Here is a 22,526-nt window from a genome sequence, read left to right as displayed (position 1 = left end):
GGGCTGAAAACTGTCCTTACAATCCCCCTCATCGCTCGCCAGTTTCAGGCGAGTGTTTCTCATCAGGAGACTCCGATGTCCGTTGAGCACGCTGCGGTACAACGCGCCGATTTTGACCAGGTAATGGTTCCCAACTACGCGCCTGCCGCTTTCATTCCGGTACGTGGCGCCGGTTCCCGCGTTTGGGACCAGTCTGGCCGCGAGCTGATCGACTTCGCTGGCGGGATTGCGGTTAACGTCTTGGGCCACGCCCACCCGGCGCTGGTTGGTGCCTTGACCGAGCAAGCGAACAAGCTGTGGCACGTGTCCAACGTGTTCACCAATGAGCCGGCCCTGCGCCTGGCCCATAAGCTGATCGACGCGACCTTCGCCGAGCGCGTGTTCTTCTGCAACTCTGGCGCCGAAGCCAACGAGGCCGCCTTCAAGCTGGCCCGTCGTGTTGCCCACGATCGTTTCGGTTCAGAGAAATACGAAATCATCGCCGCGCTCAACAGCTTCCACGGTCGTACCCTGTTCACCGTGAACGTCGGTGGCCAGTCGAAGTACTCCGACGGTTTCGGTCCGAAAATCACCGGCATCACGCACGTCAAGTACAACGATCTGGACGCGCTCAAAGCGGCCATTTCCGACAAGACCTGCGCGGTAGTGCTGGAGCCGATCCAGGGCGAGGGCGGCGTATTGCCGGCTGATCTTGCTTACCTGCAATGCGCCCGCGAGCTGTGCACCCAACACAACGCACTGCTGATTTTTGACGAAGTACAAACCGGCATGGGCCGCAGCGGTGAGCTGTTCGCCTATCAGCATTACGGCGTGACGCCGGACATCCTGACCAGCGCCAAGAGCCTGGGCGGCGGTTTCCCGATCGCGGCGATGTTGACCACCGAAGACCTGGCCAAACATCTGGTCGTCGGCACCCACGGCACCACTTACGGCGGCAACCCGCTGGCGTGCGCCGTGGCTGAGGCGGTGATCGACGTGGTCAACACCCCTGAAGTGCTGAACGGCGTCAAAGCCAAGCACGACCTGTTCAAGACTCGCCTGGAGCAGATCGGCGCCAAGTACGGCCTGTTCACTCAAGTGCGTGGCCTGGGCCTGTTGCTCGGTTGCGTCTTGAGCGAGGCCTGGAAAGGTAAGGCCAAGGACGTGTTCAACGCGGCTGAACGTGAAGGCTTGATGATTCTGCAAGCCGGCCCGGACGTGATTCGCTTCGCGCCAAGCCTGGTGGTTGAAGACGCGGACATCGAAGAGGGCCTGCAGCGCTTCGAGCGTGCCGTGGCCAAACTGACTCAAGCCTGATAGTCCCTTCGACGCCTGATCATTCAGGCGTCGAACCAAATTCTTATGCCGKGCCCAGATTGATGTGGGAGTGAGCCTGCTCGCGATGAGGGCCTGACAGCCAACATCTTTGTTGTCTGACAGGACGCCATCGCGAGCAGGCTCGCTCCCACAGTGTCTCAAGGATTGGCCCGGCTATTTTTTCCTCTGTGTGTTTTTCGAGAAAGGAGTGACACCATGCTGGTGATGCGCCCCGCGCAAATGGCTGATCTGGGCGAGGTACAGCGTCTGGCTGCGGACAGCCCGATTGGTGTCACCTCCTTGCCGGATGATGTCGAACGCTTGAGCGACAAGATCGCCGCAAGCGAAGCGTCGTTCGCTGCCGAAGTCAGCTTCAACGGTGAAGAAAGCTATTTCTTCGTTCTCGAAGACACCGCCACCGGCAAACTGGTGGGCTGCTCGGCCATCGTCGCGTCGGCCGGTTATTCCGAGCCGTTCTACAGTTTCCGGAATGAAACCTTCGTGCACGCCTCTCGCGAGCTGAAGATTCATAACAAGATTCATGTGCTCTCCCAGTGCCACGACCTGACCGGCAACAGCCTGCTGACCAGTTTCTATGTGGTTCCTGAGCTGGTGGGTTCACCTTGGGCGGAACTCAACTCTCGCGGTCGCTTGCTGTTCGTCGCCAGCCATCCGGAGCGTTTCGCTGATTCGGTGGTCACCGAGATCGTCGGCTACAGCGACGAAAATGGCGACTCGCCGTTCTGGGATGCCATCGGTCGCAACTTCTTCGACCTCAACTACGCTGAAGCCGAGCGTCTGTGCGGGCTCAAGAGCCGGACCTTCCTCGCCGAACTGATGCCGCATTACCCGATCTACGTGCCGCTGCTGCCGGACGCCGCCCAAGAGGCGATGGGCCAGGTGCACCCACGGGCGCAGATCACCTTCGACATCCTGATGCGCGAAGGCTTCGAGACCGATCACTACATCGACATTTTCGACGGTGGCCCGACCCTGCACGCACGTGTCTCGGGCATCCGTTCGATCGCCCAGAGCCGTGTGGTGCCGGTGAAAATCGGTGAGCCGGTCAAAGGTGCCGGTCGTCAGTACCTGGTGGCCAATGCGCAGTTGCAGGATTACCGCGCGGTATTGCTCGAGCTGGATTATGCGCCGGGCAAACCGGTAACCCTGGATCTTGAAGCCGCCGAAGCCCTGGGCGTCGGTGAAGGTGCCAGCGTGCGCCTGGTGGCAGTTTAAGGCCCGATTTCAGGCTTAAGAGCAGAGAGTTTTACGGGTGGCCTGAGCGACCCGTTTAAGGAGATAGCATGATCGTTCGTCCCGTACGCAGCAGCGATTTACCCGCGCTGATCGACCTGGCCCGCAGCACCGGCACCGGCCTGACCACCTTGCCGGCCAACGAAGAGCGTCTGGCTCATCGGGTTGGCTGGGCTGAAAAGACCTTTCGCGGCGAAGCGGGGCGCGGCGACGCGGACTACCTGTTCGTGCTCGAAGACGATAACGGTCGCGTGGTGGGGATTTCCGCCATCGCCGGCGCTGTCGGCCTGCGTGAGCCTTGGTACAACTTCCGGGTCGGCCTGACCGTCAGCGCTTCGCAAGAGCTGAACATCTACCGTGAAATCCCGACGCTGTTCCTGGCCAACGACCTGACCGGCAATTCCGAGCTGTGCTCGTTGTTCCTGCACGCCGATTACCGTTCCGGCCTCAACGGTCGCATGCTGGCCAAGGCGCGGATGCTGTTCATCGCCGAATTCCCGCAGCTGTTCGGCAACAAGATCATCGCCGAAATGCGCGGTGTGTCCGATGAAGCCGGCCGCTCGCCGTTCTGGGAAAGCCTGGGTCGGCACTTCTTCAAAATGGAATTCAGCCAGGCCGATTACCTGACGGGCGTGGGCAACAAGGCGTTCATCGCCGAGTTGATGCCGAAGTTCCCGCTGTACACCTGCTTCCTCTCTGAAGGCGCGCGCAATGTGATCGGCAAGGTTCACCCTGACACCGAGCCGGCGCTGGCAATGCTCAAGAGCGAAGGCTTCAGCTATCAGGGTTATGTCGACATCTTCGACGCAGGTCCTGCCGTTGAATGCGAAACCGGCAAGATCCGTGCGGTCCGCGACAGCCAGGCACTGGTATTGGCCATCGGCACCCCGGGTGATGACGCCACGCCATTTCTGATTCACAACCGCAAACGCGAAGACTGCCGGATCACTGCCGCTCCCGCACGCTTTGCCGCCGGTACCCTGGTGGTCGACCCATTGACCGCCAAACGTCTTCAACTCAATGCCGGCGATCAAGTACGTGCCGTGCCGTTGTCTGCTGCTCGGGAGTCGAAATAATGAATTCGCTTTATATCGCCGGTGAATGGCTGGCAGGCCAGGGTGACACGTTCGAATCGCTGAACCCGGTCACCCAGCAAGTGCTGTGGTCGGGGCAGGGCGCCAGCGCTGCTCAAGTTGAAAGCGCCGTGCAAGCCGCACGTCAGGCCTTCCCGGCCTGGGCCAGACGCTCCCTGGAAGATCGCATCGGCGTGCTGGAAGCCTTTGCMGCCAGCCTGAAAAAACACGCTGACGAACTGGCTCACTGCATCGGTGAAGAAACCGGTAAGCCGCTGTGGGAAGCCGCGACTGAAGTGACCAGCATGGTCAACAAGATCGCCATTTCAGTGCAGAGCTACCGCGAGCGTACCGGCGAGAAGAGCGGCCCGCTGGGCGACGCCACTGCCGTGCTGCGCCACAAGCCTCACGGCGTGGTGGCAGTGTTCGGTCCTTACAACTTCCCCGGGCATTTGCCGAACGGTCACATCGTTCCGGCGCTGCTGGCCGGTAACAGCGTGCTGTTCAAGCCAAGCGAGCTGACCCCGAAAGTCGCCGAGCTGACGGTCAAGTGCTGGATCGAAGCCGGCCTGCCTGCTGGCGTGCTGAACCTGCTGCAAGGCGCGCGTGAAACCGGGATCGCCCTGGCGGCCAATCCGGGTATCGACGGCCTGTTCTTCACCGGCTCCAGCCGTACCGGCAACCACCTGCATGCGCAGTTCTCCGGTCGTCCGGACAAGATCCTCGCGCTGGAGATGGGCGGTAACAACCCGCTGGTGGTCGATCAGGTCGCAGACCTCGACGCTGCGGTGTACACCATTATTCAGTCGGCGTTCATTTCTGCCGGTCAGCGTTGCACCTGCGCCCGTCGCTTGCTGGTACCGCAAGGTGCCTGGGGCGATAAGCTGCTGGCGCGTCTGGTGGAAGTCAGCGCAACGATCGACGTCGGCGCGTTCGATCAGCAACCGGCGCCGTTCATGGGCTCGGTGGTTTCTCTGGCCGCTGCCAAGGCACTGATGGATGCACAGGAACACCTGCTCGCCAATGGCGCCGTGCCGCTGCTGAAAATGACCCAGCCACAGGCCAACGCCGCGTTGCTGACCCCGGGCATTCTTGATGTGAGCGCGGTTGCCAATCGTCCTGACGAAGAGCTGTTCGGCCCGTTGCTGCAAGTGATTCGCTACGCTGATTTCGAGGCGGCGATTGCGGAAGCCAACAACACCCAATACGGTCTGGCCGCAGGTTTGCTGTCGGATTCGCAAGCGCGTTATCAGCAGTTCTGGCTGGAAAGCCGCGCCGGTATCGTCAACTGGAACAAACAGCTGACCGGCGCCGCGAGCAGCGCGCCATTCGGCGGTGTGGGGGCTTCGGGTAACCATCGCGCCAGTGCCTATTACGCGGCGGATTACTGCGCGTACCCGGTGGCCTCGCTGGAAACCCCAAGCCTGACCTTGCCGGCCGCCCTGACGCCTGGCATAAAAATGGCGTGATGCCCAATCGCGAGCAGGCTCGCTCCCACAGGTTTGCACAATCCAATGTGGGAGCGAGCCTGCTCGCGATGGCCGCGCCTCGGTCTTGAAGAACAGTTACTGAAGCCTATAACAACAGATTCTCGTGGAGCCTCGCTGATGAAATCCTATGAAGTCAATTTTGACGGTCTAGTGGGGCCGACCCATAACTACGGCGGTCTGTCCTACGGCAACGTCGCGTCCCAGAGCAACAGCCAGCAGTCTTCCAACCCCAAGGAAGCGGCGCTGCAAGGCCTGGCGAAAATGAAAGCGCTGATGGAAATGGGCTTTCAGCAAGGTGTACTCGCGCCGCAAGAGCGCCCGGATGTCGGCGCGCTGCGCAGCCTGGGCTTCAGCGGTACCGACGCTCAAGTGATCGAGCAGGCCGCCAAACAGGCGATGCCGTTGCTGGTTGCCAGCTGCTCGGCGTCGAGCATGTGGGTGGCCAACGCCGCCACCGTCAGCCCGAGCGCTGATACCGCCGACGGTCGCGTGCATTTCACCGCCGCCAACCTCAACTGCAAATATCACCGCAGCATCGAACACCCGACCACCAGCCGCGTGCTGGGGGCGATGTTCGCGGACCAGAAACACTTCGCCCACCACGCAGCGTTGCCTGCCGTGGCGCAGTTCGGTGATGAAGGCGCAGCCAACCACACGCGTTTCTGCCGTGAATACGGCGAAGCCGGTGTCGAGTTCTTCGTGTTCGGTCGCAGCGCGTTCGATACCCGCTACCCGGCACCGCAGAAGTACCCGGCGCGTCAGACCCTCGAAGCCTCGCAAGCGGTTGCCCGTCTGCATGGCTTGAGCGAAGACGGTGTGGTGTACGCGCAGCAGAATCCTTCGGTGATCGACCAGGGCGTGTTCCACAACGACGTGATTGCGGTGGGTAACGGCGAAGCGCTGTTCTATCACGAGGACGCGTTCCTCGACACCGAGCAGATGCTGGCTGAGCTGTCGGCCAAGCTTGCCAAGCGTGGAGGCCAGTTCAAGGCGATCTGCGTGCCGCGCTCCCAGGTATCGGTCGAAGACGCCGTGCGTTCGTACCTGTTCAACAGCCAGTTGCTCTCGCGCGCTGACGGTTCGATGCTGCTGATCGTGCCGCAAGAGTGCCAGAACAACCCGCGCGTCTGGCAGTACCTGCAAGAGCTGACCAGCTCTGGCGGCCTGATTCGCGAAGTGAAAGTCTTCGATCTCAAGCAAAGCATGCAGAACGGCGGTGGCCCGGCTTGCCTGCGGTTACGTGTCGCACTGAATGAAACCGAGCTGGCGGCGGTCAACCCAGGGGTTATCATGACCCCGCCGTTGTATGGCACGCTGACCCAATGGGTCGACAAGCACTACCGTGACCGCATGACCGAAAGCGATCTGGCGGACCCACAATTGTTGCTTGAGTGCCGGACGGCACTGGATGAACTGACGCAAATCCTTAAACTGGGCGCGGTTTATCCATTCCAGATCAATTGAAAGCCCGCGTCCTGCTCATGAAGAGCCGGACGCGTTGCTTTATCTCCCAATGAGAACGTAATAATGAGCGATACCCTGCAGCTGATTCTTGAAGACACCGACGGCACTCAGCTGGAAACCTCTTGCACCCGCGTTGCGGTCATGTGGCAAGGCAAAGAGTTGTGGATCCAGCACGATGGCCGTGGCCAGCTGCTGATTGGTGTTGACGTCGAAGAAGGCGATGCCGAATACGCGAACCTGCTGCTGCGCCCATTGGCGACTAATCTGGTAAGTCTGCAACTGGAAATGGAACCGGCTGAAATCGGTGACGAAGACCACGTGCACGGCCCGGATTGCAAACACGATCACTAAGGAATTCGCTCTATGCTCGCCCTCGGCAAACTGCTTGAACTGACCCTCGCCGGTCGTGAACCGGCGGAGAAGACTCAACTGACTGTCGAAGGCGTGCGGATGCGCTGGCTGAGCGAAGGGGCGCTGGAAGTCCGGCCACCCGAGGCTCGCGACAATGGCCTGGACTTGCTGTTGTCGGCCGGCATCCACGGTAACGAAACAGCGCCGATCGAGTTACTCGATCGCCTGTTGCATGACATCGCCCGCGGAGAGTTGAAGCCGCGCGCACGTATTCTGTTCCTGTTCGGTAACCCTGACGCCATGCGTCGCGGCGAGCGTTTTATCGAGCAGGATGTCAACCGGCTGTTCAACGGCCGTCACGAACTCAGCAGTGGCTCCGAAGCGCTGCGAGCCTGTGAACTGGAGCGTCTGGCGGCGACTTTCTTCAATCTGCCCGACCGCGCCCGGTTGCACTACGACCTGCACACCGCGATCCGTGGCTCGAAGATCGAGCAGTTCGCGCTATATCCCTGGAAAGAAGGTCGCCAGCATTCCCGTCATGAACTGGCCCGCTTGCGCGCTGCCGGCATGGAGGCGGTGCTGTTGCAGAACAAACCGTCCATCGTTTTCAGTTCGTACACCTACGACAAGCTCGATGCCGAGTCTTTCACCCTTGAGCTGGGCAAGGCCCGGCCGTTCGGGCAGAACGACGGGGTCAACGTCTCGCGCCTTGAAACCCTTTTGAAGCAGATCATCGAAGGCTCCGAGCCGGAGTCAGCAGAACAGAGCCTGGATGGTTTGCAACTGTTCAGCGTGGCGCGGGAAATCATCAAGCACAGCGACAGCTTCCACTTGAACCTGCCGGCGGACATCGAGAACTTCTCGGAGTTGAAAAAGGGTTATCTGCTGGCCGAGGACATCGCCCAGACCCGCTGGATCGTCGAGGAGGAGGGTGCGCGAATCATCTTCCCGAACCCGAAGGTCAAGAACGGCCTGCGCGCCGGCATTCTGATTGTGCCGACCACCGGCGACGATCTGGTCTGAGACCAGAACTTCGATCCTGACAAAGATCTACTGTGGGAGCGAGCCTGCTCGCGAAGCGGTGTATCAGCCAACACAGTCGTTGGCTGATGAACAGTCATCGCGAGCAGGCTCGCTCCCACAGGTTTTGTGTTTAGACGGCTACCGCGCGGTGTTCAGTGCGACGCAAGGCGCGCATCTTGTGCAGCGTGTCGGCGCAGGTCTTTGCCGCTTCCTGGCCCTTGTGCACGAAGTGCTCGAAGAAGAACTTCTGGTGCTCTTCGCCGGCATGGAAGTGGTGCGGGGTCAGCACGACCGAGAACACCGGCACTTCGGTTTCCAGCTGAACCTGCATCAGGCCGCTGATCACCGACTGGGCAACGAATTCGTGACGGTAGATGCCGCCGTCAACCACTAAGCCTGCAGCGACGATACCGGCATAGCGGCCAGACTTGGCCAGCAGCTTGGCGTGCAGTGGAATTTCAAAGGCGCCGCCGACTTCAAAAAAGTCGATATCCGATTCCTGATAGCCCTGGGCGACCATCTCGCTGACGAAGCCCTTACGGCTCTGATCAACGATTTCCTTGTGCCAGCACGCCTGGATAAACGCTACGCGCTCGCCCTGATGGTTTTTGCTTTTGCTATCGATTGCGGTGGGTTGCATCTGTTCTGACTCCTGTTTGTGTGAAAAACAGGGCGTTATGAATCGAATGGGATTTAAGGGTACGTGCAGGTCAGACGTGCAGAGTATGCGCGTTGCCCACGGACGGCCCTTTGGTGCCAATCCCGTTCTCTCTTCATCCGGACTATGACCGTCGGCCCCGGGATCACACCGGGTCTGCTGACCTTACCGTCACCTGCTGCCGAAGCGTCAGTGACACCAAGCGCTCGCGGGCTATGCGCATTGCGCGCAATTACCGCCGGTGGGGAGTTGCACCCCGCCCTGAGAACGTTTTGCTGCCAGGTTTTCTGGCAGCGGAGAGTTTTTAACACATATTTGCGGGCTGCGCATGGCTGCTTTCTGATGATATACATCGGTTTTTCCGTTGGCTTGAACCGGCTTTTCCAGTCCTGGCCTTGATTAATTGCGGCGTTGGCCGCAGTAATCCCCTTCGAAAGAGATTTCCTTTATCAGCAGCGACGTTAGCGTCCTATTCCGAGGCCTGATTCATGAGCGTTATCGATCTTCGTAGCGACACCGTCACCCAACCGACCGCAGGGATGCTCGACGCGATGGCCAACGCGGCCACCGGGGATGACGTCTACGGCGAAGATCCAACGGTCAATCAGCTTGAGGCCGAACTGGCCAGGCGTCTGGGGTTCGCTGCGGCACTGTTCGTGCCGACAGGCACCATGAGCAACTTGCTGGGGCTGATGGCCCACTGCGAGCGCGGGGACGAGTACATCGTCGGCCAGCAGGCGCACACGTATAAGTACGAAGGCGGCGGTGCCGCGGTGCTGGGTTCGATCCAGCCGCAACCGCTGGAAGTTCAAGCCGATGGTTCGCTGGACCTGGCTCAGGTGGCAGCGGCGATCAAGCCGGATGACTTCCACTTCGCCAGGACCCGTTTGCTGGCGCTGGAAAACACCATGCAAGGCAAGGTATTGCCGCTGGAGTACCTGGCGCAGGCTCGCCACTTTACCCGTGAGCACGGTCTGTCGCTGCACCTGGACGGCGCGCGGTTGTACAACGCAGCGGTCAAGCTGGGTGTCGATGCGCGGGAAATCACCCGGCACTTCGATTCGGTATCGGTGTGCCTGTCCAAAGGCCTGGGCGCGCCGATCGGTTCGGTGCTTTGTGGTTCGGTCGAGCTGATCGGCAAGGCCCGGCGCCTGCGCAAGATGGTGGGTGGCGGCATGCGTCAGGCCGGCATTCTTGCGGCGGCCGGCTTGTATGCGCTGGATCACAACGTGCAACGCCTGGCGGATGACCATGACAACGCGCAGTTTTTGGCTGAAGGCCTGCGCGCGGCGGGGTATAAAGTCGAACCTGTACAGACCAACATGGTTTACGTGCAGATGGGCGATAAGTGCGAGGCGCTCAAGGCGTTTGCCGGTGAGCGCGGGATCAAGCTCAGTGCCGCCTCACGTTTGCGCATGGTCACTCACATGGACGTCAACCGGGCGCAGATCGAGCAGGTGATCGCCACTTTCGTCGAGTTTTCTCAAAACTGAAGGTGTTAGCCGTCCAATTGACTGTCTGTATCGTACAAACACACTGTACCTGCTCACTAACGCCGATATAATGCGGCCCTTTGCCGTCGCTTCGTCTGTTGACGATTCGTACAGGCCTTTGGCCGCAGTCTCCGTGGAAGAACCTAATGAAAAGCGCAGAAATCCGTGAAGCCTTCCTTCGCTTCTTCGAAGAGCAAGGCCACACCCGTGTAGCCTCCAGCTCTTTGATTCCGGGCAACGACCCAACCCTGCTGTTCACTAACGCGGGGATGAACCAGTTCAAGGACTGCTTTCTGGGCCAGGAAAAGCGCGCCTATACCCGCGCCGTCAGCAGCCAGAAGTGCGTTCGCGCCGGTGGCAAGCACAACGACCTGGAAAACGTCGGTTATACCGCTCGTCACCACACCTTCTTCGAAATGCTGGGTAACTTCAGCTTCGGTGACTACTTCAAGCGTGATGCGATCACCTACGCCTGGACCTTCCTGACTTCCGACAAGTGGCTGAACCTGCCGAAGGAAAAGCTCTGGGTCACGGTCTACGCCAGCGATGACGAGGCCTACGACATCTGGACCAAGGAAGTCGGGGTTCCGGCCGAGCGCATGGTTCGCATCGGCGACAACAAAGGCGCGCCGTACGCGTCCGACAACTTCTGGACCATGGGCGATACCGGCCCGTGCGGTCCTTGCACCGAGATTTTCTACGATCACGGCGCCGACATCTGGGGTGGCCCACCGGGTTCGCCAGAGGAAGACGGCGACCGTTACATCGAAATCTGGAACAACGTGTTCATGCAGTTCAACCGCACCGCCGATGGCGTGTTGCACCCGTTGCCAGCACCGTCGGTGGATACCGGTATGGGTCTGGAGCGGATCAGTGCCGTGCTGCAGCACGTTCACTCGAACTATGAAATCGACCTGTTCCAGAGCCTGCTGAGCGCTTCGGCCAAGGCCATCGGTTGCACCAACGACAACCAGGCTTCGCTGAAAGTCGTGGCTGACCACATTCGTTCCTGCGGTTTCCTGATCGCCGACGGCGTGCTGCCGTCCAACGAAGGTCGCGGCTACGTGCTGCGCCGGATCATTCGTCGCGCTTGCCGTCACGGCAACAAGCTGGGCGCCAAGGGCAGTTTCTTCTATCAGATCGTCGGCGCACTGGTTGCCGAGATGGGCGAAGCCTTCCCTGAGCTGAAATCCCAGCAGGCGCACATCGAGCGCGTGCTGAAAGCTGAAGAAGAGCAGTTCGCCAAAACCCTGGAGCAGGGCCTGAAGATCCTCGAGCAGGATCTGGCCGAACTCAAAGGCGATGTGGTGCCAGGCGACGTGGTGTTCAAGTTGTACGACACCTACGGTTTCCCGATGGACCTGACCGGCGACATCGCGCGTGAGCGCAACCTGACCATCGACGAAGAGGGCTTCGAGCGCGAAATGGAAGCCCAGCGCGTCCGTGCTCGTTCAGCCAGTTCCTTCGGCATGGACTACAACAGCCTGGTCAAGGTTGATGTGGCCACCGAGTTCACCGGTTACACCGCTCACAGTGGTTCGGCAAAAATCGTTGCTCTGTATAAAGACGGGCAATCGGTCGACGTATTGAGCGAAGGCGAAGAGGGCGTGGTCGTTCTCGATCAGACGCCGTTCTATGCGGAATCCGGCGGCCAGATCGGTGATTGCGGTTACCTGCAGGCAGGCGCTGCGCGTTTCGACGTACGCGACACCACCAAGACCGGCGGTGCATTCCTGCACCACGGTGTGCTGGGTTCGGGCAGCCTGATCATTGGCTCGCCGGTCCAGGCTCAAGTGGATGCCGAGGTGCGTCACGCCACTTCGCTGAACCACTCCGCCACGCACTTGCTGCACGCGGCATTGCGCCAGGTGCTGGGCGAACACGTTCAGCAGAAAGGCTCGCTGGTCGACAGTCAGCGTCTACGCTTTGACTTCAGCCACTTTGAAGCGATCAAGCCTGAACAGCTGAAAGCGCTGGAAGAAATCGTCAACGCCGAAATTCGCAAGAACTCCGAAGTTGAAACCGAAGAAACCGATATCGACACCGCCAAGCAAAAAGGCGCCATGGCGCTGTTCGGCGAGAAGTACGGCGACAGCGTGCGCGTACTGAGCATGGGCGACTTCTCCGTCGAGCTGTGCGGTGGTATCCATGCCAATCGTACCGGCGACATCGGCCTGCTGAAAATCATCAGCGAAGGCGGCGTGGCTTCTGGCGTGCGTCGTATCGAAGCGGTGACAGGCGCTGCAGCACTGGCTTACCTGAACGCTGCGGAAGAGCAACTCAAGGAAGCGGCCAACCTGGTCAAGGGCAGCCGCGACAACCTGATCGACAAGCTGTCGGCTGTGCTTGAGCGCAACCGTCTGCTGGAAAAGCAACTCGAGCAGTTGCAAGCCAAGGCCGCCAGTGCGGCGGGCGACGACCTGTCGGCTTCTGCCCAGGACGTCAAAGGCGTGAAAGTCCTGGCCGTGCGTCTCGACGGTCAGGACGGCAAGGCGCTGCTGGCGCTGGTCGATCAACTGAAGAACAAACTCGGCCGCGCAGTGATCCTGCTCGGCAGTGTCCATGAGGAAAAGGTCGTACTGGTTGCGGGTGTAACCAAGGACCTGACTGGCCAACTCAAAGCCGGTGATTTGATGAAGCAAGCCGCTGCAGCAGTGGGCGGGAAGGGCGGTGGTCGTCCGGACATGGCGCAAGGCGGCGGTACCGACGCTGGCGCACTGGATGCTGCGTTGGCCCTGACCGTGCCGTTTGTAGAGCAGGGTATTTAAGGCTGCGTGCCGAGCCCGTCGTCTAGTGGCGGGCTTCGTAGCTGTTTGAGTGATTAATGGGCGCCCTTCATGGGCAGAGGCGGCTTTGAAATGGCTTTGATCGTACAGAAATTTGGAGGCACCTCAGTCGGCACTGTCGAGAGAATCGAGCAGGTCGCCGACAAGGTTAAGAAATTCCGCGAAGCCGGCGATGACCTGGTGGTTGTGCTGTCTGCAATGAGCGGCGAGACCAACCGTCTGATCGATCTGGCCAAGCAAATCAGTGGCGGCGATCAACCGGTTCCGCGTGAGCTGGATGTCATCGTGTCCACCGGTGAGCAGGTGACGATTGCACTGCTGGCCATGGCGCTGATCAAGCGCGGCGTACCGGCGGTGTCGTACACCGGCAACCAGGTACGGATTCTGACGGATAGCGCGCACAATAAAGCGCGTATCTTGCAGATTGATGACCAGAAGATTCGCGGTGACCTGAAGGCCGGTCGCGTGGTTGTCGTTGCCGGTTTCCAGGGCGTCGACGAGCACGGCAACATCACCACCCTTGGTCGTGGCGGTTCCGACACCACCGGCGTGGCGCTGGCAGCGGCCCTGAAGGCTGATGAATGCCAGATCTACACCGATGTCGACGGCGTCTACACCACCGACCCGCGCGTGGTGTCCGTGGCTCAGCGCCTGGACAAGATCACCTTTGAAGAGATGCTGGAAATGGCCAGCCTCGGTTCCAAGGTGTTGCAGATCCGCGCGGTCGAGTTCGCCGGTAAGTACAACGTTCCGCTGCGCGTACTGCACAGCTTCAAGGAGGGTCCGGGTACCCTCATTACTATTGATGAAGAGGAATCCATGGAACAGCCGATCATTTCCGGCATCGCTTTCAACCGCGATGAAGCCAAGCTGACCATCCGTGGCGTGCCAGACACCCCGGGCGTGGCCTTCAAGATTCTCGGCCCGATCAGCGCCGCGAACATCGAAGTCGACATGATCGTGCAGAACGTTGCGCACGATAACACCACCGACTTCACCTTCACTGTGCACCGCAACGACTACCAGGCGGCGCAGACCGTGCTGGAAAACACCGCTCGCGAGATCGGTGCCCGTGAAGTCGTTGGCGACACCAAGATCGCCAAGGTATCGATCGTCGGCGTTGGCATGCGTTCTCACGCAGGCGTTGCCAGCCGTATGTTCGAAGCGCTGGCTAAAGAAACCATCAACATCCAGATGATCTCGACTTCGGAAATCAAGGTTTCCGTAGTGATCGAAGAGAAGTACCTGGAATTGGCTGTGCGCGCTCTGCACACAGCTTTCGAACTGGACGCACCGGCCCGCCAGGGCGAGTGATGCTCCTCTAAGGGCGCGGTCTGACCGCGCCCTTTGTTTTTTTGAGCGGCGCGACTGAAATCTGTTCTTTTGCTCGTGCTGGTCAATACTTAGGCGTGTAGGGCTACGATCGTTCTGGTTGTAGGTCGAACGCCTTTTTTTTGCAGACTGTTGTCCCTGAAATGAAATGCGTGAGGAGAAAGGTATGCTGATTCTGACTCGTCGGTGCGCAGAAAGCCTGATTATTGGTGATGGCGAAATCACTGTAACCGTGCTTGGCGTCAAAGGAAATCAAGTGCGTATTGGCGTTAACGCGCCGAAAGAGGTGGCTGTTCACCGTGAGGAAATCTACCTGCGGATCAAGAAAGAGAGGGACGACGAACCAAGCCATTAATTTTTATCGTTTTTTATGTTTGCAAACGGGGAAAAGGTTGGTTAAGATACGCCCCGTGTTGCGGAGAGCTGGCCGAGTGGCCGAAGGCGCTCCCCTGCTAAGGGAGTACACCTCAAAAGGGTGTCGGGGGTTCGAATCCCCCGTTCTCCGCCATTATTTATTTAGTACGTTGTAATCTGGCTTCTTCGGTAAGTTGTTGAAATTACTAGAAAAAGTGCTTTACAAAAAGATTTAACGGCCTATAATGCGCGGCAACAAATGCACTCGTAGCTCAGCTGGATAGAGTACTCGGCTACGAACCGAGCGGTCACAGGTTCGAATCCTGTCGAGTGCACCATTTAAGGGTTTTTTGCAGTAATGCAAATAACCTGGCTTCAACCAGTTGTGATCTGGTCTAAAAACACAAATTGCACTCGTAGCTCAGCTGGATAGAGTACTCGGCTACGAACCGAGCGGTCACAGGTTCGAATCCTGTCGAGTGCACCAAACACCAAAAAGCCTGCGTCTAACGCGGGCTTTTTGCTGTCTGGGATTTGCCTTTTACACATCCCTTCTCGTCGAATACGATTTGCGCACTACGACCTTTCTTGCTGTCGTAGCGATAATTCGTCGTTGCGTTTCGAATGCTGATCTTGTCTGGTTTGCCCAGCGCACTTTCAACTTCCTGCTGGCTCATGCCTGGAACGATCCGCTGATTGATGATTGCTTCGCGACGCTCCTGGGCACTGAGCAAATTTCCGCATTTGTCATTCATTTGGCCGATAACGACCGGATCTCTCGGTGTACTTTTAATTCCTGATGTTTCCTGATGGTTGGCACCGGGGAGTATTGCCTCGAATTTGAAAACGCTTGGGTTGTAAATATTCTGTCGCGACAGTGCCTCTCCAGGAGGGCAACTCAGTGTCGTGTAAGTGATACGGCCCATGGCGTCTTCACATCGATGCACGGTTGCTGCAGTGACCTGTAGGGGCGTGCAGAGCAGGGTGATCAACAGGGCTGTGGGTGTTTTTCCGGGCATTGGGCGTCCTCCATGACGGTCACGATCAAGGGTAGTCAGTACATTTCTCAGTGGGGGTGTGTTTTCTTTTCAGGATGAGTCGTCGCAGTTTCAGGGACGTGGACAGCGCTGTAGTTTATCTCGCAAGCGCTTGTTTCAGGCTGGTTTTTTTAACGTTTAAAACCCTCAGGCGGTGTATGATTGCGCCCGTCAGCCCCGCCGGGGCTTGTGGAATACCTCCATGGACTTACCCAGTAGTTACTCAGTACCCCGTTTTACCAATCATGAATTGACTGATTGATCCTTCCGGCGTGCCCCGCTGCTGGGAGTGGAGTTCGCCTATGACTGAAGTTGAAGTAAAGAAAACGCAAGAAAGCCTGCAAGACCGCCTTGCTCAAGTCGTTGAGCTGCTGCATCGCCAGCGGGTGGTCGAAGACCTGACTCATCGCCAGGAAGGTCATCATCACGACCTGGTCGAGAACCTGGTCCACCGGCAAAACCTCGTCGAGTTGCAACGCAAGCTCGATGATCTGCACTCCGCCGACGTTGCCTACATTCTTGAAGCCTTGCCGCTTGCCGAGCGCCTGACTGTCTGGCAGTTGGTCAAGGCCGAGCGCGACGGCGACATCCTGCTTGAAGTATCCGACTCGGTTCGTGAAACCCTGATCGCCGACATGGACGATCACGAGCTCCTGGCGGCGGCCAAGGAGATGGACGCCGACGAACTTGCTGACCTGGCCCCCGAGCTGCCGCGAGACGTCGTCCACGAGCTGATGGAAACCCTTGATAGCCAACAGCGTGAGCGCGTTCGCTCCGCGTTGTCCTATGACGAGGAACAGGTCGGTGCATTGATGGACTTCGAGATGGTGACGATCCGCGAGGATGTCAGTCTTGAAGTGGTTCTGCGTTACTTGCGTCGCCTCAAAGAGCTGCCAGGCCATACCGACAAGTTGTTCGTGGTTGACTACGATGGCGTGCTTAAGGGTGTGCTTCCAATCAAGCGACTGCTGGTCAACGATCCAGACAAGCAGGTCTCGGAAGTCATGGCCAGCGATCCGGTGAGTTTTCACCCGGATGAAGACGCCTACGATGCCGCACAGGCTTTTGAGCGTTATGACTTGATTTCGGCCCCGGTGGTCGACAAGAACGACAAGCTCATTGGTCGTCTTACCATCGACGAGATGGTCGACCTGATTCGTGAAGAGAGCGAAAGCGAAGTTCTCAACATGGCGGGTCTGCGTGAAGAGGAAGATATATTCGCGTCTGTCTGGAAATCCTTGCGCAACCGCTGGGCCTGGCTGGCGATCAACCTGATTACCGCATTTGTTGCCTCGCGGGTAATCGGTTTGTTCGAAGGTTCTATCGAGAAACTGGTGGCCTTGGCGGCGTTGATGCCGATCGTTGCCGGTATTGGCGGTAACTCCGGCAACCAGACGATTACCATGATCGTTCGTGCGATGGCGCTCGATCAGGTCAGTACCGGTAATACCTCGCGTCTCATGCGCAAGGAGCTGGCGGTTGGCTTGATCAATGGCCTGGTCTGGGGTGGGGTAATCGGCGTGGTGTCTTACATGCTGTACGGCAGTTGGTCATTGGGCGTGGTGATGACTGCTGCCATGACCTTGAACCTGTTGCTGGCGGCGTTGATGGGGGTTTTGATTCCGATGACCCTGGCGCGCTTTGGACGCGACCCGGCGATGGGCGCGAGCGTCATGATCACGGCCATGACCGACAGCGGTGGCTTCTTCATCTTCCTCGGGCTGGCGACAATCTTCCTGCTCTGAGTTTCTATTGCGCGGTCCTGCTCAAAGCAGCAGGCCGCGCACCTTCATTTTTTAATCTATTAGCGTAATGTCGATGGCAACTGGGCTTGCCGTTGAGTAAGCGATTGGCTGAATTTCAGGCAAAAAAAAGCCAGCACATGGCTGGCTAGAGCTTACGGGATGCAATCAGGAGGCGTCTGCGGCCATTTCAGCGTCGTGGGCAATCAGCGAAACCAGTGCGTTTTGCTGGCGGTGGGAGAGTTGACGGAAACGCTGAAGCAGTTCGCGTTCGTGCAATGACAGCTCGGGGCTGTCCAGGCGCATGCTCAACTCTTCGCCCAGCGCACCTTCCTGAATAAGACTCTGCTCAAGGCGGGCGATGATCTCGGAATTCATGCTGCGGTGATGATTGCGAGCCACCTCGGCAATGCGTTCACGCATCCCGTCTGGCAGACGTACGACGAACTTGTCAGCCGTACGGCTGGAATAAATTGCCTGTTTCAATGGGCGCATATATTTAACCGGTTAGTTCAGGGGAGCGGTTCTCGGAATTGGCCGCAGGATGTCATGTAGGACAAGCTTCGTTACCAAATGTTCAACCTGAATTGATATGAGGCCCGCATCATGCCTCAAATTTGCCAGATCATTGGCGTCAATTCTGTGACAAATATTGAACTGGAAGCAGGCGTTATGCCAGCACCAATTATCAGAAATGCGGACTGGTTTGAAAACACTTACCGGGCCCGTACATCTGACCGCGTCCTCTTTGCCCGACAGGTGGGTGCTTGGGCGCCCCTGAGCGTGCATGCTATGCGGATACGATCTTCGTTCCTTGCAAGATACAGAATAGTGGCAAATGGCCGATTTACTAGGGCGGGCACGCGATGGGGGTGATATAGCGATGCGCGGCAGACTTATTTATTTAATGGGGCCATCCGGCTCCGGCAAAGACAGCCTGATCGATGCGGCCCGCGGCGCCTTGCTTGGCCTTGATTGCGTTGTGGTGCGCAGGGTGATTACCCGGTCGGCTGAATCGGTCGGCGAAGACGCTTTGAGTGTTTCCAGGGAGCAATTTGCTCAAATGAGGCGTGAAGGCGGTTTTGCGCTGTGCTGGCGTGCCAATGGGCTTGATTACGGCATCCCGGCAGAGATAGATCGCTGGTTGAGTGACGGTCGCCATGTACTGATCAACGGCTCAAGAGGTCATTTGTCCGAAGCCATGGCGCGTTATCCGACGTTGTTGCCCATAGTGCTGACGGTCAAAACCGATGCCCTGCGCAAACGTCTGGAACGGCGAGGGCGTGAGAGCACTGAGGAAATCGAAGCCCGACTTGCGCGCAATGCCCTGTTTTCAACGGATGCTGCTCAGGAGGACCCGGAAGGGATTTTTCAGCTGGATAATTCTGGTGAGCTTTCCGCTGCCGTCGACAACTTGCTGGCTCTATTGATGCTAGAGGGTATCAGTGCAAAAGCGGATCAAATTTGAGCCCGTGATCGAAGCTGGCGTTTGCCTACACTTAATAAGCCTTACAGACGACATGACAAAAACGGGCCTGCCCGTTAACATGCACGCCGTCCATCGCGCCGCATGTCCTTGCGGCCGGCATGTGTCTCAGTAGCTCAATTGGATAGAGCATCCCCCTCCTAAGGGGAAGGTTGGCAGTTCGAACCTGCCCTGGGACACCATATAAATCAAGGCTTCCAGCGATTTAAGCTCTCACCGTAAAAACGCCATGGGTGCATGGTGGGTGCGTTTGAGGCTTCTTACAGACCTGCTGTACGTCTGAATTCCTGAACCTATACGTGACTTCTTGCGTCTTAAAAATATAAGATCGCCGGCCGTGACGTTGGCGCATATGTCAACTATCTTCATCTTCACGGCACATTGCAGAAATTTGAGATGAAGCCGCTAGCCTCTGGAGGGAATTTGTTCGTCCGGAGCAGATCGTTGACCAGGCAATGCCTTGGTCGAGGAGTTACCATGACTATCACCCATCTGGTGTACGTTAAGCCGACAGATGAGAAAGAGCCTGTCACAAGCTTCGACATTCAGCAGATGCGAGCTTCCCTTCAGAGTGGAACTGTTACTGTTCCACGCGGGCTAACGCCTGCACAGCTAAGGAAGTGGCTGCGAGAGATGGAGAACAGATGACCTATACCGTCGACTTAAGTGATTATTTTCGGAAAATCTATGCCGGTTTTCCGGATACAGATTTCAATTTAGTCGCGGCCTTCATCACTCACGTCGAAAACAACGGCCTCATAGGCTGGATGGGGTTGACCAAATCGAGTGCACTTGTGCCTCTGGATTACCCTGACCGAGAGGAAAGAATTGCACTTGCTAGGGAGTTTAACCTGTGGCATAGCCACATTGGTTTTCCCTTATGGGTGCCACCCAGGGATGGAAGCAGTTACCCATACACATCAGATTGGGTAGTCCATTACCAACACTTTCCTTCAAAAGATCGCATTCGCATCGTCGATTATCGTCACCATGACCCCTTCAATCTGCCCACCCGGGAAGATATGAAATAGGCCGGAGAAATCCGGCTTTTTTATGCCATCAAATCGCGTATCCGAAGCACTGTTGTCGTAGAACAGTTGGCGTGCCGAGCTGTTGCTCTGATCCCGAGGCCGGCGCTGAGCAACTCTGTCACGCGTTTGTGCAGATCGGCATCAGCCGGACGCCCCTGATACTTGCCGGCGGCCTTGGCCTTCTCGATACCCTGGGCCTGGCGTTCGCGGCGCTGCTCGTAATCCTTGCGAGCAATGGCGGCCATCATTTCCACCAGCATCGAGTTGATCGCCCCCAGCATTCGCCCGGTGAACTCATCGCCTTTGGTGTCCTGCATGCCCTGGTGACTGGTTGGCAGGTCGAGCGCGACGATGCGCAGCCCCTTGGAATCTATCGCAGCCTTGAGCTTCTGCCAGTCCTCCACAGGAAGGCGTGAGAGGCGGTCTATCGACTCCACCAACAGCACATCACCCTTACGCGCATCCTTGAGCAGGCGCAGCAGCTCAGGCCTGTCTGCGGTCGCGCCGCTGGCATTCTCCAGGTACACACTGGCAATGACCTTGTTGTGATCGCTGGCGAACTGCTCGAGCGATTTCCGGGCGCGGCCGGCGTCCTGCTCTTCGGTCGATGCTCGGAGGTATGCGCGGATGAACATGATGGGTGCCTGTATCAGTTAGGGTGTTCTCCTAACACTGTTTCACTTTGGGTGTTACTTATCAAGCGAAAAGGCTCAAAAAGTCGAAATCTGCCCGTATCTGGATAGGCATACCCAGCCGCGTATCGCTTACAATCGGACTTCCCCTAAGGTAGGAGTGAGTAGATGGACGCTACTGCTGCGGAACCCTCGATCCCGACGTGTATTCAAGGAAGCCAGGCGCCAATGTTCCATGGTGAAGGTGCCGATAGGTTGAAGTGCCAATGCGGCCACGTTCTTATCGAGGGGTACAAACCTCGCCAGTACGCCGGGATCGGCTTCGAATGCGTCAACTGCAAATCACTGACTCTGAGCGAATCGTGGCCTATTGGCGAACCGCTTCCTCGGACTATCGTTACACTAGGCCGCTCTGGACGGTTCCTACTGGGTAGCACGGTAGACGTCAAAGGTAAGGCTGGATTCACATGTGATCAAGAGATCGAACGCGTGGGGCGCGAGACGAAGGTAAGGCCTCCAGCAAATGTGCCCTTTGATCTGTCGTTGGATGCCCTTCAACAGCTTGAAAGCGAGATCAATCTCCTAAGCGCGGGCGAGCTCGACAAAGCGATACGCTCCGCAGAACGCGCCCATGCTAGCGGCAATGTAAACTTCCTAAATTCGCCGCCTGCTTGGGCGATATGCCACATGAAGTCATGCGTCGAGTCAGCGACGATCAACCTCGATGACGAGAGAACGCTAGCTGCACTGACTTTTCTTCAACTAGCCAAACATCTGATTGAGCGCTGGGAGCATCATCCGTTATTCGCGCTCATGTCAAAGGCACTAGTCTTAGAATATCCTCACGCCATCACTCAATTGATAGCAGCTGCATACTTGTCAGAGCATGGTAATCCGATTGGATTCAATGATCCCGCCAGGTTCGAAGGGCAATCTCCCGATTTGTTCATCAACGCCAATGTATTTGAGACCATATCGCTTGAAGTGAAGGCTCCACGTGAGCTGCAATGGCCGAATCCATGCCCCAGTTTGAGCACCATGGAAACTCTGCTGGTTAAGCAGCTACAGAAGGCAAGCAAGCAAATCACGGGTGAGCTTGGGGGCGTAGTGATAATAGGCACCTCGTGGGCGAGCCGGGAGGGTGAACAAGTATTTCAACAGGCTCTCGAAAATTTGGATAAGCGAAAAAAGATTTCGTCACGAATTGCTGGAGTAGTTGGTGTCTGCCTTAACATTTCAGGACATTATTATTTCCCAGCGGGGAAGCCCCTTACCTCAAACATTGCAGCCCATACCTCTGTACATCTCAACTCAAGATTCTCCGGCCAGCAATTCATCAATACTTGATGAGTTGCTTTGGCCGAAACAAGCGTCAGGATGACCATAATCGGTTGGTACTAATACGCTCAGTCATGTCTTATCTTCGGCGTAGATCGCGGCACTGATGATCGCCCCTCCCACCCGACGCTTGCCGAAGCAGAGCGGGACCGGGTTGCCCGACGCGGTGGTATTCCTCGCGCTGCCAAAAGCATAACCAGGGGTGTTTTCCGGCGCGGCGCTGGTCTTGAGGCCTTTGGGTTGAGGGCTGAGCATTTGGATGACGCCGCCGGCGACCATTCCTACACCTGTTGCAAACAGAGCAGCAGATACCGGCGGCGCCCAAAGGGATAGGAAGGAAGCGGCAATTAGCAGCGCGCCTACAACCGTCTGCAACACACCAGCCCGCTTGCTCCCGACGATCACCGGGGCGATCACAATGTCGCCATCGCCATGCATTCTGAGCTCATTCTCTCCGACGTTCTTTTTCCCTGAGAACACCGCGAACTCAAGTCCCCTTGATTTCGCGTTCGATAGRAAGCGCTCGAAGCCAGGCAACTGCACACAAAGCGCTTTGATGGCCTCGGCAGGGGTGCGCACGGCGAGCTGGTAAGACTTCCCAAATTGGCGCAACTGGCCATAGAGCTTAATGGTTCTGATCTGGTTGTACTGTGAGGCGTTCATACCTGGTCCTCTGCGTAGATTCC

Annotated in this window: 20 protein-coding genes, 4 tRNA genes and 1 riboswitch; of the genes, 19 read left to right on the top strand and 5 right to left on the bottom strand. The window is 57.8% G+C overall.

Going from position 1 to position 22,526, the window contains the following annotated elements; genetic code table 11:
* Nucleotides 1–75 precede the first annotated feature (75 nt).
* From AC1DHT_RS21290 to astE, 7 genes are all read left to right on the top strand, one after another.
* Nucleotides 76–1,296 carry an aspartate aminotransferase family protein gene (locus tag AC1DHT_RS21290; RefSeq protein WP_427545770.1) on the top strand — a complete coding sequence of 407 codons (1,221 nt, stop codon included), beginning with the start codon at nt 76–78 and terminating at the stop codon, nt 1,294–1,296.
* Between the two features lie 216 nt (nt 1,297–1,512).
* The gene (gene aruF / locus AC1DHT_RS21285) at nt 1,513–2,532 is read left to right on the top strand and encodes an arginine/ornithine succinyltransferase subunit alpha (RefSeq protein ID WP_427533045.1); all 1,020 of its coding nucleotides are present in this window, start codon (nt 1,513–1,515) and stop codon (nt 2,530–2,532) included.
* Between the two features lie 68 nt (nt 2,533–2,600).
* The gene (astA, locus tag AC1DHT_RS21280; protein WP_427545772.1) at nt 2,601–3,626 is read left to right on the top strand and encodes an arginine N-succinyltransferase; all 1,026 of its coding nucleotides are present in this window, start codon (nt 2,601–2,603) and stop codon (nt 3,624–3,626) included.
* Nucleotides 3,623–5,092 (top strand): succinylglutamate-semialdehyde dehydrogenase, encoded by a 1,470-nt coding sequence (gene astD / locus AC1DHT_RS21275; protein WP_427545802.1) that lies wholly within the window; start codon nt 3,623–3,625, stop codon nt 5,090–5,092. Before astA ends, astD begins: the two co-directional genes overlap by 4 nt.
* A 138-nt stretch (nt 5,093–5,230) precedes the next feature.
* Nucleotides 5,231–6,577 carry an N-succinylarginine dihydrolase gene (gene astB, locus AC1DHT_RS21270; RefSeq protein WP_427545774.1) on the top strand — a complete coding sequence of 449 codons (1,347 nt, stop codon included), beginning with the start codon at nt 5,231–5,233 and terminating at the stop codon, nt 6,575–6,577.
* A 63-nt stretch (nt 6,578–6,640) separates the two neighbouring features.
* Nucleotides 6,641–6,928, top strand: coding sequence for a hypothetical protein (locus AC1DHT_RS21265; protein ID WP_019693158.1), 288 nt, complete (start codon nt 6,641–6,643; stop codon nt 6,926–6,928).
* A gap of 12 nt (nt 6,929–6,940) precedes the next feature.
* Nucleotides 6,941–7,951: a succinylglutamate desuccinylase gene (astE, locus tag AC1DHT_RS21260; RefSeq protein ID WP_427545776.1), complete on the top strand. Its 1,011-nt coding sequence runs from the start codon at nt 6,941–6,943 to the stop codon at nt 7,949–7,951.
* A gap of 130 nt (nt 7,952–8,081) precedes the next feature.
* Here astE and AC1DHT_RS21255 read toward each other — a convergent pair whose 3' ends face one another.
* The gene (locus AC1DHT_RS21255) at nt 8,082–8,591 is read right to left on the bottom strand and encodes a 6,7-dimethyl-8-ribityllumazine synthase (RefSeq protein ID WP_019693156.1); all 510 of its coding nucleotides are present in this window, start codon (nt 8,589–8,591) and stop codon (nt 8,082–8,084) included.
* Between the two features lie 120 nt (nt 8,592–8,711).
* Nucleotides 8,712–8,882: riboswitch (FMN riboswitch) on the bottom strand.
* A gap of 215 nt (nt 8,883–9,097) precedes the next feature.
* On the opposite strand from AC1DHT_RS21255, the gene ltaE reads away from it, so the two are divergent.
* The 7 genes from ltaE (at nt 9,098) to AC1DHT_RS21220 (ending at nt 15,061) form a co-directional block, all read left to right on the top strand.
* Nucleotides 9,098–10,102: a low-specificity L-threonine aldolase gene (gene ltaE / locus AC1DHT_RS21250; protein ID WP_427545778.1), complete on the top strand. Its 1,005-nt coding sequence runs from the start codon at nt 9,098–9,100 to the stop codon at nt 10,100–10,102.
* A 146-nt stretch (nt 10,103–10,248) separates the two neighbouring features.
* Nucleotides 10,249–12,870: an alanine--tRNA ligase gene (gene alaS, locus AC1DHT_RS21245; RefSeq protein ID WP_442114432.1), complete on the top strand. Its 2,622-nt coding sequence runs from the start codon at nt 10,249–10,251 to the stop codon at nt 12,868–12,870.
* Nucleotides 12,871–12,960: 90 nt separating this feature from the next.
* The gene (locus AC1DHT_RS21240) at nt 12,961–14,202 is read left to right on the top strand and encodes an aspartate kinase (RefSeq protein ID WP_054593612.1); all 1,242 of its coding nucleotides are present in this window, start codon (nt 12,961–12,963) and stop codon (nt 14,200–14,202) included.
* A 184-nt stretch (nt 14,203–14,386) separates the two neighbouring features.
* Entirely contained in the window at nt 14,387–14,575 is a 189-nt protein-coding gene (gene csrA / locus AC1DHT_RS21235) for a carbon storage regulator CsrA (RefSeq protein ID WP_477761459.1), read from the top strand.
* A 62-nt stretch (nt 14,576–14,637) separates the two neighbouring features.
* Nucleotides 14,638–14,728: transfer RNA gene (locus AC1DHT_RS21230), tRNA-Ser, on the top strand.
* Nucleotides 14,729–14,835: 107 nt separating this feature from the next.
* Nucleotides 14,836–14,912 (top strand) — tRNA-Arg (locus tag AC1DHT_RS21225).
* 72 nt (nt 14,913–14,984) lie between these two features.
* Nucleotides 14,985–15,061: transfer RNA gene (locus AC1DHT_RS21220), tRNA-Arg, on the top strand.
* Nucleotides 15,062–15,080: 19 nt separating this feature from the next.
* On the opposite strand, the gene AC1DHT_RS21215 is transcribed toward AC1DHT_RS21220, so the two are convergent.
* Nucleotides 15,081–15,593: a DUF4124 domain-containing protein gene (locus AC1DHT_RS21215; protein ID WP_427545784.1), complete on the bottom strand. Its 513-nt coding sequence runs from the start codon at nt 15,591–15,593 to the stop codon at nt 15,081–15,083.
* A gap of 320 nt (nt 15,594–15,913) precedes the next feature.
* Here AC1DHT_RS21215 and mgtE point away from each other — a divergent pair, with 320 nt between their 5' ends.
* Complete coding sequence (mgtE, locus tag AC1DHT_RS21210) at nt 15,914–17,356, top strand: magnesium transporter (RefSeq protein ID WP_054593610.1); 1,443 nt, start codon at nt 15,914–15,916, stop codon at nt 17,354–17,356.
* 165 nt (nt 17,357–17,521) lie between these two features.
* Here the strand turns inward: mgtE and AC1DHT_RS21205 are convergent, their stop codons facing one another.
* Entirely contained in the window at nt 17,522–17,848 is a 327-nt protein-coding gene (locus AC1DHT_RS21205; RefSeq protein ID WP_003178899.1) for an Arc family DNA-binding protein, read from the bottom strand.
* 388 nt (nt 17,849–18,236) lie between these two features.
* Here AC1DHT_RS21205 and phnN point away from each other — a divergent pair, with 388 nt between their 5' ends.
* The 3 genes from phnN to AC1DHT_RS21190 all read left to right on the top strand — a co-directional run bounded on the left by phnN (nt 18,237) and on the right by AC1DHT_RS21190 (nt 19,870).
* Nucleotides 18,237–18,821, top strand: coding sequence for a phosphonate metabolism protein/1,5-bisphosphokinase (PRPP-forming) PhnN (phnN, locus tag AC1DHT_RS21200; protein ID WP_427545804.1), 585 nt, complete (start codon nt 18,237–18,239; stop codon nt 18,819–18,821).
* 123 nt (nt 18,822–18,944) lie between these two features.
* A tRNA-Arg gene (locus tag AC1DHT_RS21195) sits at nt 18,945–19,021 on the top strand.
* A gap of 462 nt (nt 19,022–19,483) precedes the next feature.
* The gene (locus AC1DHT_RS21190) at nt 19,484–19,870 is read left to right on the top strand and encodes a hypothetical protein (RefSeq protein ID WP_477761458.1); all 387 of its coding nucleotides are present in this window, start codon (nt 19,484–19,486) and stop codon (nt 19,868–19,870) included.
* A 20-nt stretch (nt 19,871–19,890) separates the two neighbouring features.
* Here AC1DHT_RS21190 and AC1DHT_RS21185 read toward each other — a convergent pair whose 3' ends face one another.
* The gene (locus AC1DHT_RS21185) at nt 19,891–20,505 is read right to left on the bottom strand and encodes a recombinase family protein (RefSeq protein WP_477761457.1); all 615 of its coding nucleotides are present in this window, start codon (nt 20,503–20,505) and stop codon (nt 19,891–19,893) included.
* Between the two features lie 165 nt (nt 20,506–20,670).
* Here AC1DHT_RS21185 and AC1DHT_RS21180 point away from each other — a divergent pair, with 165 nt between their 5' ends.
* A complete protein-coding gene (locus tag AC1DHT_RS21180) occupies nt 20,671–21,849 on the top strand; it encodes a hypothetical protein (protein WP_477761456.1) in 1,179 nt (392 codons plus the stop codon).
* Between the two features lie 63 nt (nt 21,850–21,912).
* On the opposite strand, the gene AC1DHT_RS21175 is transcribed toward AC1DHT_RS21180, so the two are convergent.
* Complete coding sequence (locus tag AC1DHT_RS21175; protein WP_477761481.1) at nt 21,913–22,503, bottom strand: tail assembly protein; 591 nt, start codon at nt 22,501–22,503, stop codon at nt 21,913–21,915.
* Nucleotides 22,504–22,526 lie beyond the last annotated feature (23 nt).

This window comes from Pseudomonas sp. 05N432 (genome assembly GCF_056396945.1).
Note: the sequence above shows the minus strand (reverse complement) of the source record. Positions and strands in the feature narration are given on the sequence as shown.

Excerpts from the sequence above, each read along its gene's own strand:
- AC1DHT_RS21290 (WP_427545770.1), top strand. The coding sequence starts at position 76 with ATGTCCGTTGAGCACGCTGCGGTACAACGCGCCGATTTTGACCAGGTA.
- aruF (WP_427533045.1), top strand. The coding sequence starts at position 1,513 with ATGCTGGTGATGCGCCCCGCGCAAATGGCTGATCTGGGCGAGGTACAG.
- astA (WP_427545772.1), top strand. The coding sequence starts at position 2,601 with ATGATCGTTCGTCCCGTACGCAGCAGCGATTTACCCGCGCTGATCGAC.
- astB (WP_427545774.1), top strand. The coding sequence starts at position 5,231 with ATGAAATCCTATGAAGTCAATTTTGACGGTCTAGTGGGGCCGACCCAT.
- AC1DHT_RS21265 (WP_019693158.1), top strand. The coding sequence starts at position 6,641 with ATGAGCGATACCCTGCAGCTGATTCTTGAAGACACCGACGGCACTCAG.
- astE (WP_427545776.1), top strand. The coding sequence starts at position 6,941 with ATGCTCGCCCTCGGCAAACTGCTTGAACTGACCCTCGCCGGTCGTGAA.
- AC1DHT_RS21255 (WP_019693156.1), bottom strand. The coding sequence starts at position 8,591 with ATGCAACCCACCGCAATCGATAGCAAAAGCAAAAACCATCAGGGCGAG.
- ltaE (WP_427545778.1), top strand. The coding sequence starts at position 9,098 with ATGAGCGTTATCGATCTTCGTAGCGACACCGTCACCCAACCGACCGCA.
- alaS (WP_442114432.1), top strand. The coding sequence starts at position 10,249 with ATGAAAAGCGCAGAAATCCGTGAAGCCTTCCTTCGCTTCTTCGAAGAG.
- AC1DHT_RS21240 (WP_054593612.1), top strand. The coding sequence starts at position 12,961 with ATGGCTTTGATCGTACAGAAATTTGGAGGCACCTCAGTCGGCACTGTC.
- csrA (WP_477761459.1), top strand. The coding sequence starts at position 14,387 with ATGCTGATTCTGACTCGTCGGTGCGCAGAAAGCCTGATTATTGGTGAT.
- AC1DHT_RS21215 (WP_427545784.1), bottom strand. The coding sequence starts at position 15,593 with ATGCCCGGAAAAACACCCACAGCCCTGTTGATCACCCTGCTCTGCACG.
- mgtE (WP_054593610.1), top strand. The coding sequence starts at position 15,914 with ATGACTGAAGTTGAAGTAAAGAAAACGCAAGAAAGCCTGCAAGACCGC.
- AC1DHT_RS21205 (WP_003178899.1), bottom strand. The coding sequence starts at position 17,848 with ATGCGCCCATTGAAACAGGCAATTTATTCCAGCCGTACGGCTGACAAG.
- phnN (WP_427545804.1), top strand. The coding sequence starts at position 18,237 with ATGCGCGGCAGACTTATTTATTTAATGGGGCCATCCGGCTCCGGCAAA.
- AC1DHT_RS21190 (WP_477761458.1), top strand. The coding sequence starts at position 19,484 with ATGACCTATACCGTCGACTTAAGTGATTATTTTCGGAAAATCTATGCC.
- AC1DHT_RS21185 (WP_477761457.1), bottom strand. The coding sequence starts at position 20,505 with ATGTTCATCCGCGCATACCTCCGAGCATCGACCGAAGAGCAGGACGCC.
- AC1DHT_RS21180 (WP_477761456.1), top strand. The coding sequence starts at position 20,671 with ATGGACGCTACTGCTGCGGAACCCTCGATCCCGACGTGTATTCAAGGA.